The following is a 14,672-nucleotide window of genomic DNA, read 5'->3' on the forward strand; positions in this document are numbered from 1 at the left end:
CGGTTTTTGATTTTCGGTTTTCGTTATGCAAAAAAACCACCCCCGGATCGGGGGCGGTTTTTTTCGTTGCGGCTGCGCCGCATCAATCCCGCCGGGCCTTCACCTTACCGGCGTGACGTAGGCGGACAGCAGCCGCTCGATCTCGCCGGAGCGGCCGAGCCGGAAACACTGCCGGCCCGTGTCGCGCGCTTCGGCCGCCGACGTTTTCAGCACACGGTGCTTCACGCGCAGCAGCGACTGCGGCGACATGCTGAGCTTGCTGACGCCGAGTTCGAGCCAGATCGGGATCGCCCGCTCGTCGCCGGCCAATTCGCCGCAGACGCTCACTTCGATGCCGCGGTCGCGCGCCGCGTTCACGGTCATGCGCAGCATACGCAGCACAGCCGGATGGTACGGATGGTACATATGCGCGATCTGCTCGTTCATCCGGTCGACGGCCAGCACGTACTGCACGAGATCGTTCGTGCCGATGCTGAAAAAGTCGACTTCTTCGGCCAGCAGGTCCGCGATAGCGGCCGCCGCCGGCACTTCGATCATGATGCCGACCGGAATGTCCGCGTTATACGCTTCTCCCCGGTCGCCTAGCTGACCCATTGCCCGCTTCAGCAGTTCTTTGGCCTGCAGCACTTCGTCCACCGACGAGATCATCGGATACAGCACGCGCACGTCGCCGAAAGCGCTGGCGCGCAAAATCGCGCGCAGCTGCGTCAGGAACAGATCCGGCCGGTCCAGACTGATCCGGATCGCCCGGTAGCCGAGAAACGGATTGTCTTCTTCCGGCAGCGCGAAATAATCGAGCTGCTTGTCGCCGCCGATATCGAGCGTGCGGATAACGACCGGCTGGCCGGACGCCCGCTGCGCTATGCGGCGGTACACGTCGAACTGTTCGTCTTCGCTCGGGAATTCCGACCGGTCCATGTAGAGGAACTCGGTCCGGAAAAGCCCGACGCCCTGGGCGCCGTGCTTGAGCGACGTTTCCAGTTCGCGCAGCGAGCTGATGTTCGCGGCAAGCGTCAGATGCTCTCCGTCGCGGGTTACCGCATCGACTTCGGCCAACAGCTGCAGCTGCTCTTTTTTACGCTGAAGCTTGCGCTGTTTGTCCGCGTAGACGCGCTGCGTCTCTTCGTCCGGATCGATGAACAAGACGCCTTCGTCTCCGTCGATCACGAGCAGCTCGCCTGTCTGGAACGCTTCTTCGCGCTTGCCTTCGAGGCCCGCCACGAGAGGAATGCCCATCGCCCGCGACATAATCGCCGAATGCGACGTTTTGCCGCCGATCAGCGTCACGATGCCGAGCACATGCTGCGGATTGAGATGCACGAGCTGCGACGGAGACAGCTCTTTGGCGACCAAAATGTACGGCTGCGTGTCCGAAGGCAGTTTGATCTCGGGCGCGCCGAGCAGATGCTTGAGCAGGCGGTTGCCCACGTCTTTGATATCGGTCGCGCGCTCTTTCATGTACTCGTCGTCGAGCAGGTCGAACATGGTGACGAAGTGGTCGATCGCTTCCTTGACCGCCACTTCCGCCGCTTTGTACTGCCGCTCGATGATTCCTTTGATTTCGCTCATGAATACCGGGTCTTCGAGAATGGCCAGATGGGCATCGAAAATGCTCGATTCCTCCGGTCCGACCATTTCTTTGACCTCTTTTTTCATGTCTTCGATCTCGCAGCGGGACGTATGGATGCCTTCGGTCAGACGTTCGAATTCGCGCGTCAGATCGACCACGTCCATTTTCTGGTCCGGCACGTCCCATTCCCATGTCGGCAGAACGAAAGCTCTCCCGATCGCTACGCCGGGTGCGGCCCCGATACAGGTAATCATCGTCCTCCCCCTCCCGTTTCTCTATCTTTATCGTACAGCACGACCGACATGACCGAAGCCTGGCCTTTTTTGACCGCTTTGAACGGCGCAAAACTCCAGGAACGGACGCGGTCCGGATTCGTGATCAGCATCGGCGTCGCGAGCGATTTCGCTTTTTCCCGCAGCAGCGGCAGATCGAAACGGATCAGCAGCTGGCCGGGTTCCACGATGTCGCCGACTTCGACGAACGCTTTGAATGCCCCTTCGATATGCGACGTATCGATGCCGACATGCAGCAGCACGTCGATATCTTCGTTCGTCCGGATGCCGAGCGCGTGCTGCGTCGGATACACATGCAGCACCGTGCCCCCCACCGGCGAGACAAGCTCGTCTTTTTCCGGGAAAAAAGCGACGCCGTCGCCGACAAGTTTTTTGGCAAAAATCTGGTCCGGCACTTCGTCGAGCGGAATCATCCGGCCCTGCACCGGCGAAGCGAACAGCACATGGTCCAGCTCGCGGTCGATCAGCTTATTGATCTCTTCGCGGATCAGCTCGGAGTATGTGCCGAACACGACCTGGACGTTGCCGCCGCCGAGTCGGATCAAGCCCGCGGAACCAAGCGATTTGAGCGCGTGTCCGTCGATCTTCCGGTCGCTTTTGACCGTCAGGCGCAGGCGGGTGATGCAGGCCTGTACCTGCACGATGTTATCCCGGCCGCCGAGCGCCTGCAAAATGAGCGGCGCGCGGTACGGGATATTGCCGGCCCAGTCTTCGAGCGTCGAGCCTTCTTCCCGGCCCGGCGTCGGAATCTGGAATTTGCGGATCGCCCAGCGAAACAGTACATAATAGCCGAGGCCGTAAACGATACCGATCGGGATCAGCAGCCAGCCGTTCGTGGACAGATGGAAATTGAGCACGAAATCGATCAGGCCGGCCGAATACGAGAAGCCGTGATGAATATCGAGCGCGTACGTCAGCCACATGGCGAAGCCCGCAAGCACGGCATGCAGCGCGAACAGGAACGGCGAAGCGAACAGGAACGCGAATTCGATCTGTTCCGACACGCCGGTCAGCAGGCAGACGAGCGCGGCGCGGACAAACGTTTTGCGCACTTTGGGCTTCAAGTCTTCGCGCGCTTCGTGAATGACGGCCATCGCGGTCGCGGGCAGCGCAAACATCATGATCGGGAACAAGCCCGCCATGAACAGCCCCGCGGTCGGATCTCCGGCAAAAAAGCGCGGCAGATCGCCCTGCACGACCATGCCGGATGCCGTCTCGTACGAACCGAACTGGAACCAGACGACATTGTTCAGCAGGTGATGCAGTCCGAAGGCCGACAGGACCCGGTATAAGATGCCGTAGACGAACAGGCCGAATCCGCCCGTCGACTGGACTTCGAGATGCATCAGATTGATCAGCGCCTGCAGCAGCGGCCCGATCGCAAGCATGGCAAAAGCGAACAGCGCCGACAGCAGTCCCATAAACAGCAGGACGAAGCGCGATCCGCCGAAAAACTGGATCGTTTCGGGAAGTTTGAGATCCTTGAAGCGATTGTACAGCGCCCCGGCGATCACGCCGAGCAGGATGCCGATCAGCGTCGTCGGCTGAATCTGCCCGCTCGCAAAATGATCGACGACGCGCTCGTAGATGGTCATGCCCATCAGCGCCGCCAGACCGGCATAGCCCGCCTGGTTGGCGAGCCCGAGCGCTACGCCCACGGCGAATAGATAAGGCAGATAGAGCAGTACGCCCGATCCGGCCACGTTTAACGCTTCGGACACGCCCGGAAGCCCCCATGCTCCCCAGGGAAGGCTGCCCGCGCTGAGCAGGATGGCCGCAGCGGGCAGAACCATCGTCGGGATCATCACGGCCCGTCCAAGCTGTTGAAGCGAACCTAACCAATTCAAAGATGCCCCTCTCCTCTCTTCTTTCAAATGGTAAGCTTTGAGGAAAGGTTTGTCAAAGGATTCGGGGCGTTTTTTCGCCGTGGGAAAAAGCTCTTCCGATTGAACGGAAAAGCCTTTGGAACCGGGCCTTCCTGTTCGGGAAAAAGCTTGTGCAAACGGCGGGGAGAAGTTCGCCGCGATCGCTCCCTGCGTCCGGCAAGCCGGATGCTACAGAAGTGACGCAGAAACGAGAAAAACGGTACCTGGCGATCCAAGATCGCCGGGCACCGTTTCGGATACAAGCCGGATAAGAAGGGGCCGGACTGCCGGGCGCGGCCAAGCCGCATTATCCGAACGTTGCGCGCCCTTGCGCGTCCGCAACGAACAAGCTCAGCGGCGGGAACCGGCGCCGGTTACGGCGTCTTCGACCTTGATGCAGCGGTCCATAATGACGGTCAGACCGGCGTCGCCGGCAATGTCGGCCGCTTCGTCGCTGAACACGCCGGACTGGAGCCACAGCGTCTTGGCGCCGACTTCGACCGCTTCGCGGGCGACGTCGGCGCAGAACTCGCTGCGGCGGAACACGTCGACGATGTCGATCGGCTCGGGCACGTCGGCAAGCGAAGCGTAGCACGTCTCGCCGAGAATTTGCTGCCCGGCGGCGGCCGGGTTCACCGGGATGATGCGGTAGCCGCGCGACTGCATCGCGTGCGACACCATGTACGAGGTCCGGTCCGGCTTGTCGGACAGGCCGACGACCGCGATATTGCCCGCCGCTTGCAGCAGCGTGCCGATCTGTTCACGGCTTGGATTTTGAAAAGGCATGGGGTTGTCCTCCTTGGGTCCTGGGATAAGCTTTCGCTTATTCTTTTACCCATTCCACGTTCGCGCCAAGCGCGATCATGTCATCGAAAAAGCCCGGATACGATTTGGCGACGTGATGCGCGTCGGTAATCGTGATCGGCTGCTCGGCGCGCAGGCCGACGATCGTCAGCGCCATAATCACGCGGTGATCGTAATGCGAGTCGATGCGAACGCCGCCGGCTACGCCCTGCGGACGTCCGTGCACGATGATCTCGCTCTGCGTCTCTTCCACGTCCGCGCCCGCTTTGCGCAGCTCGTTCAGGTAGTCGGTAATACGGTCGCATTCCTTGTAGCGCAAATTTTCCACATTATAGAAGCGCGAAGTACCTTCCGCGAACACGGCCGCCGCCACCATCGCCAGCACCGCGTCGGTAGCCGCGTCGCCGTCGAATTCGACGGCTTGAAGCCGGCCTGTGCCGCGCACGACCGCGATATCGTGCTCGTGCGTCAGCGGCGCTTCCATCAGGCGCAGCACGTCGACGACGGCGCGTTCGCCCTGCTTGCTGTGCACCGCCAGGCGGCGCACCGTCACGTCGGACGGCAGCACGGCAGCCGCGGACAAGATCGCCGCGGAGCCGGGGTAATCGCCCTGCACGGCATAGTCGCCGGCCCGGTAAGCCTGCCCGCCCGGCACGCGGAACAACGAGTAGTCCGCGTTCGCTTCGACCGTAATGCCGGACTGCTCAAGCACTTCGAGCGTCTGGCCGACGACGACTTTGGACTTCAGGTCGCCGGTGACCGTAATCTCGCTGTCTTCTTCGAGCAGCGGAGTCAGGAACAGCAGCGCGCTGAGATACTGCGAGCTGACTTCGCCCGATACGGTAATCGCGCCGCCCCGGACCGGTCCCTTGACGGTGATCGGCAGCCGGCCGCCGTTATCGTCGATCTGCGCGCCCATCTGGCGCAGCGCTTCGATCAGGTCGTCATGCGGGCGCTTGCCGAGCGAATCGGGATACGTATTGACGAAATGTACGTCGTCTGACAGCGCGGAGATCGCCAGCAGGAAGCGCAGCACCGCGCCCGCGTTGCCGACGTTCAGTTCGGCCGTCCGCTTGGGATTCCGGCCGAAGCCGGTAATGACGATTTTCTCGTCGTCTTCTTGCAGTTCGGCTCCGAGTTCCGCGATGCAGCGGCGCATCGCGTCGCTGTCTTCGCTGTGCGCGGGAAAGCGCACGGTGCTGGTGCCGTCCGCCAGAGCGGCGGCGAGCAGGTAACGGGTCGTATAGTTTTTGGAAGACAGCGCTTCGATCGCGCCTTCCAGTTTGTCGGTGCGTCTGACGATCACGTCCATAACAATTCTCCTCCGGGCTTGTCTATTTGGATTTGACACAAGTTTTTGATATTGGCTATCATGAACATATCCCAACCGAAAGGCAGGAAAGCCATGAATCCCATTGCACAGATCGAACCTTCGGAACTTCGCGAGCGGGTCGAACGGGGCGAAGCCCCGCTGATGATCGACGTGCGAGAACCCGAAGAGGTGGCCCAGGGCATGATCCCCGGCGCCGTCCATATTCCGCTCGGCCAACTGGCCGGACGACTGGACGAACTCGACCCCGATCGCGAGACGGTCTTTATTTGCCGCAGCGGTTACCGCAGCGAACGCGCCTGCGAATATCTGGAGCAGTCCGGATTCGACAAGGTCGTCAATATGTCCGGCGGCATGCTCGCCTGGAACGAAGAATAGATCGACGATCCAACAGGAGCCTTCGGGCTCCTTTTTTGTCTATTATACCACGGTCGCTTGTTGTCGTTCAACAATTAGACGCTGTGCAGCGTTAAAATATCGTATTCGGCCGGATGCGGCTTATTCGGTTTATATCCGACACTTGCCAGGTTCATGTCCCGCACTTGTCGGGCTTATGTACAACAAAAGCGGCGCAGGGCTGTCTCGAGAGACGGCCCCCGCCGCTTGGTTCATCGGGCAAATTCCCTTGCGGGCGTTTGCGAACGATTATTGGTTTTTCGTGCCCGGCAGATCAAGCGTGCCGTTGTCGAGGTCAAGCCACTCGTGGTGGAAGACGCCTTCTTTGTCCACTCTCTTGAACGTGTGGGCGCCGAAGTAGTCGCGCTGCGCTTGCAGCAGGTTCGCCGGCAGACGCTCCGTGCGGTAGCTGTCGTAGTACGCCAGCGCGCTTGCGAAGCCCGGAACCGGGATGCCGTTCATGACCGCCGAAGCGATCACTTTACGCCACGAATCCTGGTAGTTCTCGATGATGTTCTTGAAGTAATCGTCGAGCAGCAGGTTCGCGAGTTCGCCGTTTTTCTCGTACGCGTCCTTGATGTTTTGCAGGAACTGCGAACGGATGATGCAGCCGCCGCGGAAGATCATGGCAATGTTGCCGTACTGCAGATCCCAGCCGTACTCGTCGGAAGCGGCGCGCATTTGCGCGAAGCCCTGCGCGTACGAGACAATTTTGCTCGCGAACAGCGCTTTGCGCACGTTCTCGATAAACTCGGCGCGATCGCCCGAGAAAGCTTCGGTCTTCGGTCCGCTGAGCACTTTGCTTGCTGCTACGCGCTCGTCTTTCATGGCGGACAGGAAACGCGCGAACACGGATTCCGTAATCATGGACAGCGGAACGCCGAGATCGAGCGCGCTTTGGCTTGTCCATTTGCCCGTGCCTTTTTGGCCGGCGGAGTCGAGGATCACGTCAACCATCGGTTTGCCCGTATCCGGATCTTTTTGCGAGAAGATGTCGGTCGTGATCTCGATCAGGTAGCTGTCGAGTTCGCCCTTGTTCCATTCGCTGAAAATGTCGTGCAGCTCGTCCGTATCGGCGCCGACCACGTCTTTGAGCAGGTGGTACGCTTCGCCGATCAGCTGCATGTCGCCGTACTCGATACCGTTGTGCACCATCTTCACGTAGTGGCCTGCGCCGCCCGGTCCGATGTAGGTGCAGCAAGGTTCGCCGTCCACGTGGGCCGAGATTCCGGTCAGAATCGGCTCGACCAGCTCATAAGCGCTTCTCGGTCCGCCCGGCATGATCGCAGGGCCTTTGAGCGCGCCTTCTTCGCCGCCCGATACTCCCGTGCCGATAAAGCGGAAGCCTTTGCCTTCAAGGTCTTCGCTGCGGCGCTGCGTGTCCGGGAAGTAGGCGTTACCGCCGTCGATGATGATGTCGCCCTGATCCAGGAACGGAATCAGCTGCTCGATCGTCGCGTCCGTCGCGGGACCCGCTTGAACCATGATCAGGATTTTGCGCGGCACTTCAAGGGATTGAACGAATTCTTCCACCGAGAACGTACCGACCAGGTTTTTGCCTTTGGCTTCCTCGACCAGATCGTGGGTCTTCTGCGGGGAGCGGTTATATACCGAGACGGTAAAACCTTTGCTTTCGATATTGAGCGCCAGATTTTTGCCCATGACGGCAAGGCCGACTACGCCAATTTGCTGTTTCGACATTTTAGGTTCTCCATCCTTTGCGTATGAAATAGGGTTGCAATAATTTTCATTGTACTCGTTTTGTTTAGTAAAGTGAAGTCCTCGGAATTCCCCTTCATCAAGCCTTCATGCTGTGTTCCGCTTGCTTGAGTCCTTCGGACTCGTGCTATAATGGCCGTTGAATCGCTTGCGGGTTCCTCCGGGAACCGCCCGACGAAAGGAGCCACAACATGAACGTTCAAGGTTTTCTCGAAAAAGATTTTGCAGTATTCGAAATAGAGGGGCTGCAGCCCCGCATGGACGCGCTGATCGCGAACGTGCGGCCGAAGCTGGACGAACTGGGCCGCGGTATCGCGCCGTTCCTGTCCGCGCAGTGCGGCGAAGAGATGTACCCGCACGTCGCCAAGCACGCCCGCCGCACCGTCCACCCGCCGAACGATACGTGGGTCGCGTGGGCGACGAGCAAACGGGGTTACAAAGCGCTGCCGCATTTTCAGGTAGGGCTGTTCGCCGACTATCTGTTCATCGTCATGGCCGTCATCTACGAAAGCCCGAACAAAACGGTGCTGTCCCGGGCGCTGCGCGCGAACGAGAGCGAAGTGCTTGATCTCGTCCCGGCCGGAATGCAGAGCGAATTTTACTGGTCGGTCGATCATACGAAGCCGGGCGGCGTAAAGCATTCGGAGCTCGGCCGCGAAGGACTGCGCTTGATCGCCGACCGCCTCGCGACCGTCAAGCAGTCCGAAGTGCTGTGCGGCCGCTTTTTGCAAAAGGACGATCCCAGGCTCCAAGACGGCGACACGCTTGCGCGGACGGTCGAAGACACGTTCGAGACGCTGCTGCCGCTGTACCGGATGGCTTTTTGACCTTTTGGATGGGATGAAAAAGAAAATCGACGAACCGCGGCTTCCGCTCATGGGATACATGGACGGAAGCCGCTTTTTCGTGCGCTGCCTGGCTTGTGCTTGCGAAGTTACATGCCTTTGAACGAACCGCCGTTGACCGGATATTCCGCGCCCGACGCGTATTCCGCCCGGTCCGAAGCGAGGAAGACGATCATCGACGCGATGTCTTCGGGCTGTCCGATCCGGCCGACCGGAAGCTCGCGCACCTCGTCCACGAAAAAGTCGATCACTTCGTTTTTCGGCTTGTCGAACTTTTCCGAGATCGCGTCGATCATCCCGCCCGGCTGATCCCAGATATTCGTATGCGTCGGCCCCGGGGAGACCGTATTGACGCGGATGCCCTGTTCGCCGAATTCCAGCGACAGCGCTTTGCCTACGCTGAGCAGCCCTGCCTTGAACGCCGAATAGTCGACGGACATCGGCTGCGGCTGGCGCGCGTCTTCCGAAGCGACGCTGAGAATGACGCCTTTGCCCTGCTCCGCCATATGCGGAATAGCCGCCCGCGACGTGCGCACCATGCTCATCAGATTGTTGAGATACGTCTCTTCCCACTGCTCGTCGGTCGTCCCGAGAAACCCGTCCAGCCGCGAATGGGAAATGCCCGCATTGTTGACGAGCACGTCGATGCGCCCGAACTTCGCGATCGCCGCTTCGACCAGTCTCTTCGGTCCTTCCGCCGTGCTCAGGTCCGCTTCCACGGCCAGCACCCGGTCTTCTTCGCCCAGCTCCCGGATACGTTCGGGATGACGGCTCGCGCCGACTACGTTTGCTCCTTCTTCGAGAAACAGCTTCGCCGTCGCCAGGCCGATGCCCGAACTTGCCCCCGTTACGATTACGACTTTGTTTTGCAAATTCAACTGCATGCCGCCTGCCTCCTCTTCGTGTTTGCTTTCACCTTTCTTACTTTAACCGTTTGGCGCGATTTTAATCCGCGGCGGGGCGCGGGGAGGCTTGGTCGCGGGGCAGCGAAAAAAAAAGCCGCCCGGAAAGGGCGGCTTCGGCTTGGCTTCGGCGGGTCGGGCGAATCCGTATCACGCTATTTGCGTCCCGGGGCGCTTTTGGGCAAACTAACGAATCGTCACAACGCTATTGGCGCATAACAGGCCCAAAACGGCCCCGGCACGGCGAATAACGATAGCACGATTCGTTAGAATCGCGAAAAAGGCCTAATAACGGCAAATAGCGATAAGAGGATTCGTTGGGCCGCGCGGACGGGGCAATCTGCCGAATGCCGGCGCTGCCAAGCCTATCCGTCCCTGTCCGCTCTCGCCCCCGCCCTCAGACGGCCCGAGTCCGGCGCGACGACCAGGCGATCGGCGCATGGATGACGAGCAGCAGCGCCATCGAAATGGCGCTCGCCCAGAACGGCGCCTGCGGACCGATATGGTCCCAGGTCCAGCCGCCGGCCAGCGGGCCGAGCACGGTGCCCGCGCCCTGCAGCGTCAGGAAGACGCCCCAGATCGCGCCGCGCTCTTTCTCCGGCACGAGCTGCGCGAGCAGCGTGTTCCAGGCGGGCAGAATCATGGCGAAGCCGACGCCGGCCGTCAGGACGAAGCACCAGACGAGCGACATCGTGTGCGTCGAAGCGAGGCCCGCCAGCGCGATCACGGCCATCAAGAAGCCGATATGCAAAAACCAGCGGGTGCCGAACCGGTCGACGAGCTTGCCGGCCGGAATGAGCCCGACGACGGCGACGCCTCCGCCCACGATCAGCAGCAGATTGAACTGCCCGGCCGTCATGCCGAGTTCGTTGCGGATATACATCGCAATGACCGGCGACAGGATGCCGATTGCGAACGACTGGAGAAACATCGCCGGGTACAGCAGCGGCGTGAGCTTGAGCGCGAGCAGCGCCCGGATCACTTTGCGGACGGAATAGACCGAGCGGATTGCCCGGCGCTTCACGACGCGGCGGACGCGGCTGGGCATCGACAGATGGATGCGCGGACGGCGCGCGAGCCGCGGAGCGACGCTGCGCATTCTGCGCGGCAGCAGCAGCGCGGCGGACGTGACGAGCGCCATGACGAACACCAGCACCCAGAAGATGACCCGGTACGAATCGCCGATCAGCAGGTTCGAGATCAGCGGCCCCGCTCCCGTTCCGGCAAGCGTGGCGATCTGGATGATGCCCATGCGCGAGCCGGTATCGCCGGTCGCTTCGGCTTCCATGCTGATCGTGCTCATGACGACCGGCCAGATCGGCGCCGTGCCGATTCCGAGCAGCGTGCAGGCGACGATCAGCGAAGGGCCGGTCATCGAGAAAGCGATCACGACGACGGCTGCCCATGACAGCAGCAGCCCGGCCGCGATCGTGCCGCGCAGTCCGACGTGCTCGGCCATCCAGCCGGCGGGGCTGCGCAGCACGTTTTCGCCCACGTACTGGAGCGAAAAGGCCAGGCTGATCGTAAGGGCCGGAAGCCCCAGCGCATCGTTCATGTAGACGGGCAGCACGGTGACGAACAAAGCGCCTTTTACGAATTCGGTCAAAAAGACGATAATGAATAAGCAGGAAAACAACGAAAAAAATTTGGGCTTGGACTGCGGGACGATTAACCGCTCTTTCATCATATTCCCCTTTCGAGCCGTCCGCCTTCCTAAAGCAGTCGGCCTCTCCACACGCGGCGCCTGCGCGGCGCCGCCTCTTCGGTCTGTCTCTATCGATCTTCTGCCATTATATCGGCTGAACCCTCGGGAAGTCTAACAGGCCCGCCGATCGATAGACGTCTTTTTCCCGCGCCGCCCCCGCACCGACGTTCCTGCCAAATGCATCCTTGCAATCCCGCCCCGTTTTGCTATACTCAGTTTGTTTGATTTTTTCATAAGTGCTTCAACATACTCTACGCACACGAAAGGTTGTGACAACCCTAATGGATCATGCTCGTACTCCGCTTTTTACCGCCCTCAAACGGCACGCGGACCAAAATCCGGTACAGTTTCACATTCCAGGTCACAAGAAAGGAATGGGGATGGACCCGGAATTTCGTGAATTTATTGGGGAAAACGCCCTTTCCATAGACCTGATCAATATCGCTCCCCTCGACGATTTGCATCAGCCGACCGGCGTGATCGAAGAAGCTCAGCAGTTGGCTGCGGACGCCTTCGGCGCTACCCATACCTTCTTCTCCGTCCAGGGCACGAGCAGCGCGATCATCACGATGATCCTGTCCGTCTGCGGGCCGGGCGACAAGATCATCGTGCCGCGCAACGTGCACAAATCGATTCTCGGCGCGATCATCTACGCCGGCGCCAAGCCGGTGTTCATCGCGCCGGAACGCGATACGAACCTCGGTATCGACCACGGCATCACGACAAGCTCCGTGCGCAAAGCGCTCAAGCTGCATGCCGACGCCAAAGCGCTGCTTGTCATCAATCCGACGTATTACGGCGTCTGCGCCGATCTGCAGCAGATCGTGGCGCTGTCGCACAGCTACGGCGTGCCGGTGCTCGTCGACGAAGCGCACGGCGTGCTGATCCATTTCCACGACCAGCTGCCGCTGTCGGCCATGCAGGCGGGCGCGGACATGGCCGCGACGAGCGTGCACAAGCTTGGCGGCTCGATGACGCAAAGTTCCGTACTGAACGTGAACACGAGAAACGGGTACATCAACCCAAAACGGGTACAGACGGTCATCAGCATGCTGACGACGACGTCCACCTCGTACATCCTGCTCGCGTCGCTCGATACGGCGCGCCGCCAGCTTGCGCTGAACGGTTACGCGATGGCCGAACGCGCGCTTGATTTCGCCGACTACGTGCGCAGCGCCGTGAACCAGATCGAAGGCTTGTACTGCTTCGGCGAGGACATCATCGGCAGCGAAGCGACGTACGATTACGACCCGACCAAGATCACGATCCAGGTCCGGCATCTGGGCATCACCGGCTACGAAGCCGAGAACTGGCTGCGGGACAACCATAACATCGAAGTCGAAATGAGCGACATGTATAACGTCCTGTGCCTCATCACGGCCGGAGACAGCGAAGACACGATCCGCATCCTGCTGAACGCGCTGCGCGAAATGTCCGAAGATTTCCTCAATCAGGGCAAAGAAGTCAAAGAGCTGGTCGTCAAGATTCCGGACATCCCGCATCTGGCCATCCTGCCGCGGGACGCGTTCTACGGCGAGACCGAGTCGATTCCGCTGAAGGATTCCGCGGATCGCATCATCGCCGAATTCATCTACGTCTATCCGCCGGGCATTCCGATTCTGCTGCCGGGCGAAGTTATCTCGCAGGACAATATCGACTACATCGTCGATCACGTCGAAGTCGGCCTCCCGGTCAAAGGACCGGAAGACCGCAGCGTACAGTTCGTCAAAGTCATCGTCGAACCGGGCGCAATCCGCTAAACGCAAAACCGCAACAGAAAAACCGCAATACCCGATTCGTCGCAAGCCCGATCCGGCACAGCACGTTTTTCCGTCCGCTTCCGAAGCGGAACCCGATGCAGATTCATGCGGCCGGCCCAAGCGAACAAGCGCCTTCTCGGCGTTTGGCGCTTGGGCCGGCTTTTTCTTGCCCGAAGCCGTCTCGTCGTCTGGCACTTCGGCCAGCCTTTTCTCGCGCAGCATCGCCGAACGCGCTTCTCCCTTACGCGTCAGCGCAGACACGACAAAAAGGATGTCCCCGATCGGGAACATCCTCTGGAGTCGGCTTCAGGCTTCAGACTTCGCGCCGTCTGCCCAAGAGCCAAGCTCCGCTTACTCTTCGCCTTGTGCCGCGACGAGTTCGTTGTAAGCCGCTTCGACTTTGGCCCATTCTTCTTCTTCCTCGATGTTGACGAGCACGGTCTCCCCGTCTTCTTCTTCGAGGCGCAGAATGAAACCGTCCGCTTCCGGATTGTTGCGCTCCAGCAGCAGGGCGTAGACGTCTTCGCCCACGTCGAAAGTCTGCACGAGCACCATTTCTTTCTCGTTGCCGTCTTCGTCGCTGAACGCGACTACGATTTCTTCGTCTTCGCTATGGTCATGACCGGCATGATCCCCGTGTGCATGATTGTGGTTATGTTCGTGTTCGCTCATTGTGGTAAAACCCCGTTTCCTACGGCGTATGCGCCTGACGCATGTACGCCCCAAAATTTAAAGCACACCGCTTATCCTACCACTTCGCCCTGTAGAGGTCAATTTGAGAAACGCGCCCGCAATCAGTCGACGGCGTTGATCGTTTTTTGCGCGACCATCGAGTAGGCTCCGCCGCTTTTTTTGATATAAAACTCGACGTAATACTTGCCTGCCCGGCTAAAATCATACGTGAAATCGTACGTTTTGAACCAGAAATTGTCTTTGCGCGAACTCAGGTCCTGCGACTGGATATCTTTGACTTCCCCCGCCGGATTGCGCATGGACACTTTGACCGACTGGATATCGGTGTTCAAGCCGTCAATCTGCGAGAAAATGTAGAATTTCAGTTTCCCTACGCTGACGTTGCCAAACGGCGTATCTCCTTTGAACAGGAACATATCGACGTTGGGCTTGTTAAAAGTCACCGTCTTGCTGCTCTCGTTGTATTCGGCCAGGCCGTCGAATTCGCGCACCGGCACGTAAGTCGTTCCGTCGATCAGGTAACCGCCCGTGCTGACGGCATTCCCGTTGATCAGAACCCTTATTTTTTGAAAAGCCGATTCGGCAAAGACCGTGGAGCCGCTAAGCAGCGACAGAGCCAGCGTACAGGCCGCAATTCTTTTCCACCTCATATTCGGGCGTCATCCTCTCTGTATCGTTTGCATCGTGTGCAAGTCCAAGCTTTCCTGCACCTACAGGCCGAAGCATTCCCCTCTGCAGCGCCTGCCGGCCTTTTCGGAAGACCGTTCTTATACATGTATACTCGCGCGTC

Annotated in this window: 12 protein-coding genes; 3 read left to right on the forward strand and 9 right to left on the reverse strand. The window is 59.8% G+C overall.

Going from position 1 to position 14,672, the window contains the following annotated elements; all coding sequences use genetic code 11:
- Nucleotides 1-99: 99 nt before the first annotated feature.
- The 4 genes from ptsP to aroA form a co-directional block, all read right to left on the reverse strand.
- Nucleotides 100-1,824, reverse strand: coding sequence for a phosphoenolpyruvate--protein phosphotransferase (gene ptsP, locus FTE24_RS13360; protein ID WP_150230069.1), 1,725 nt, complete (start codon nt 1,822-1,824; stop codon nt 100-102).
- Nucleotides 1,821-3,710: a glucose PTS transporter subunit IIA gene (locus FTE24_RS13365; protein ID WP_141446148.1), complete on the reverse strand. Its 1,890-nt coding sequence runs from the start codon at nt 3,708-3,710 to the stop codon at nt 1,821-1,823. Before FTE24_RS13365 ends, ptsP begins: the two co-directional genes overlap by 4 nt.
- A gap of 369 nt (nt 3,711-4,079) precedes the next feature.
- A complete protein-coding gene (locus FTE24_RS13370; protein ID WP_150230070.1) occupies nt 4,080-4,514 on the reverse strand; it encodes a CoA-binding protein in 435 nt (144 codons plus the stop codon).
- Nucleotides 4,515-4,551: 37 nt separating this feature from the next.
- Entirely contained in the window at nt 4,552-5,844 is a 1,293-nt protein-coding gene (aroA, locus tag FTE24_RS13375; protein ID WP_150230073.1) for a 3-phosphoshikimate 1-carboxyvinyltransferase, read from the reverse strand.
- 93 nt (nt 5,845-5,937) lie between these two features.
- Here aroA and FTE24_RS13380 point away from each other — a divergent pair, with 93 nt between their 5' ends.
- A complete protein-coding gene (locus FTE24_RS13380) occupies nt 5,938-6,240 on the forward strand; it encodes a rhodanese-like domain-containing protein (RefSeq protein ID WP_141446151.1) in 303 nt (100 codons plus the stop codon).
- 267 nt (nt 6,241-6,507) lie between these two features.
- Here the strand turns inward: FTE24_RS13380 and gndA are convergent, their stop codons facing one another.
- The gene (gene gndA, locus FTE24_RS13385) at nt 6,508-7,959 is read right to left on the reverse strand and encodes an NADP-dependent phosphogluconate dehydrogenase (protein WP_141446152.1); all 1,452 of its coding nucleotides are present in this window, start codon (nt 7,957-7,959) and stop codon (nt 6,508-6,510) included.
- A gap of 209 nt (nt 7,960-8,168) precedes the next feature.
- On the opposite strand from gndA, the gene FTE24_RS13390 reads away from it, so the two are divergent.
- On the forward strand, nt 8,169-8,804 hold the full coding sequence (locus FTE24_RS13390) for a DUF1054 domain-containing protein (RefSeq protein WP_150230075.1): 636 nt from the start codon (nt 8,169-8,171) through the stop codon (nt 8,802-8,804).
- A gap of 107 nt (nt 8,805-8,911) precedes the next feature.
- Here the strand turns inward: FTE24_RS13390 and FTE24_RS13395 are convergent, their stop codons facing one another.
- Nucleotides 8,912-9,706 (reverse strand): SDR family NAD(P)-dependent oxidoreductase, encoded by a 795-nt coding sequence (locus tag FTE24_RS13395; protein WP_150230078.1) that lies wholly within the window; start codon nt 9,704-9,706, stop codon nt 8,912-8,914.
- A 415-nt stretch (nt 9,707-10,121) separates the two neighbouring features.
- Nucleotides 10,122-11,408, reverse strand: a complete 1,287-nt coding sequence (locus FTE24_RS13400) for an MFS transporter (protein ID WP_150230081.1) — start codon at nt 11,406-11,408, stop codon at nt 10,122-10,124.
- 302 nt (nt 11,409-11,710) lie between these two features.
- On the opposite strand from FTE24_RS13400, the gene FTE24_RS13405 reads away from it, so the two are divergent.
- Nucleotides 11,711-13,189, forward strand: coding sequence for an aminotransferase class I/II-fold pyridoxal phosphate-dependent enzyme (locus FTE24_RS13405; protein ID WP_141446156.1), 1,479 nt, complete (start codon nt 11,711-11,713; stop codon nt 13,187-13,189).
- Nucleotides 13,190-13,540: 351 nt separating this feature from the next.
- Here the strand turns inward: FTE24_RS13405 and FTE24_RS13410 are convergent, their stop codons facing one another.
- Together FTE24_RS13410 and FTE24_RS13415 are read right to left on the reverse strand one after the other, a co-directional pair.
- Nucleotides 13,541-13,861 (reverse strand): DUF1292 domain-containing protein, encoded by a 321-nt coding sequence (locus tag FTE24_RS13410; RefSeq protein WP_141446157.1) that lies wholly within the window; start codon nt 13,859-13,861, stop codon nt 13,541-13,543.
- 122 nt (nt 13,862-13,983) lie between these two features.
- Complete coding sequence (locus tag FTE24_RS13415) at nt 13,984-14,532, reverse strand: copper amine oxidase (protein ID WP_150230084.1); 549 nt, start codon at nt 14,530-14,532, stop codon at nt 13,984-13,986.
- Nucleotides 14,533-14,672: the final 140 nt, after the last annotated feature.

Origin of the sequence: Saccharibacillus sp. WB 17 (assembly GCF_008634075.2) — a bacterium.
GTDB lineage: Bacteria > Bacillota > Bacilli > Paenibacillales > Paenibacillaceae > Saccharibacillus > Saccharibacillus brassicae.

Coding starts and splice junctions, on each gene's coding strand:
- ptsP (WP_150230069.1), bottom strand. CDS start 1,824: ATGATTACCTGTATCGGGGCCGCACCCGGCGTAGCGATCGGGAGAGCT.
- FTE24_RS13370 (WP_150230070.1), bottom strand. CDS start 4,514: ATGCCTTTTCAAAATCCAAGCCGTGAACAGATCGGCACGCTGCTGCAA.
- aroA (WP_150230073.1), bottom strand. CDS start 5,844: ATGGACGTGATCGTCAGACGCACCGACAAACTGGAAGGCGCGATCGAA.
- FTE24_RS13380 (WP_141446151.1), top strand. CDS start 5,938: ATGAATCCCATTGCACAGATCGAACCTTCGGAACTTCGCGAGCGGGTC.
- gndA (WP_141446152.1), bottom strand. CDS start 7,959: ATGTCGAAACAGCAAATTGGCGTAGTCGGCCTTGCCGTCATGGGCAAA.
- FTE24_RS13390 (WP_150230075.1), top strand. CDS start 8,169: ATGAACGTTCAAGGTTTTCTCGAAAAAGATTTTGCAGTATTCGAAATA.
- FTE24_RS13395 (WP_150230078.1), bottom strand. CDS start 9,706: ATGCAGTTGAATTTGCAAAACAAAGTCGTAATCGTAACGGGGGCAAGT.
- FTE24_RS13400 (WP_150230081.1), bottom strand. CDS start 11,408: ATGAAAGAGCGGTTAATCGTCCCGCAGTCCAAGCCCAAATTTTTTTCG.
- FTE24_RS13405 (WP_141446156.1), top strand. CDS start 11,711: ATGGATCATGCTCGTACTCCGCTTTTTACCGCCCTCAAACGGCACGCG.
- FTE24_RS13410 (WP_141446157.1), bottom strand. CDS start 13,861: ATGAGCGAACACGAACATAACCACAATCATGCACACGGGGATCATGCC.
- FTE24_RS13415 (WP_150230084.1), bottom strand. CDS start 14,532: ATGAGGTGGAAAAGAATTGCGGCCTGTACGCTGGCTCTGTCGCTGCTT.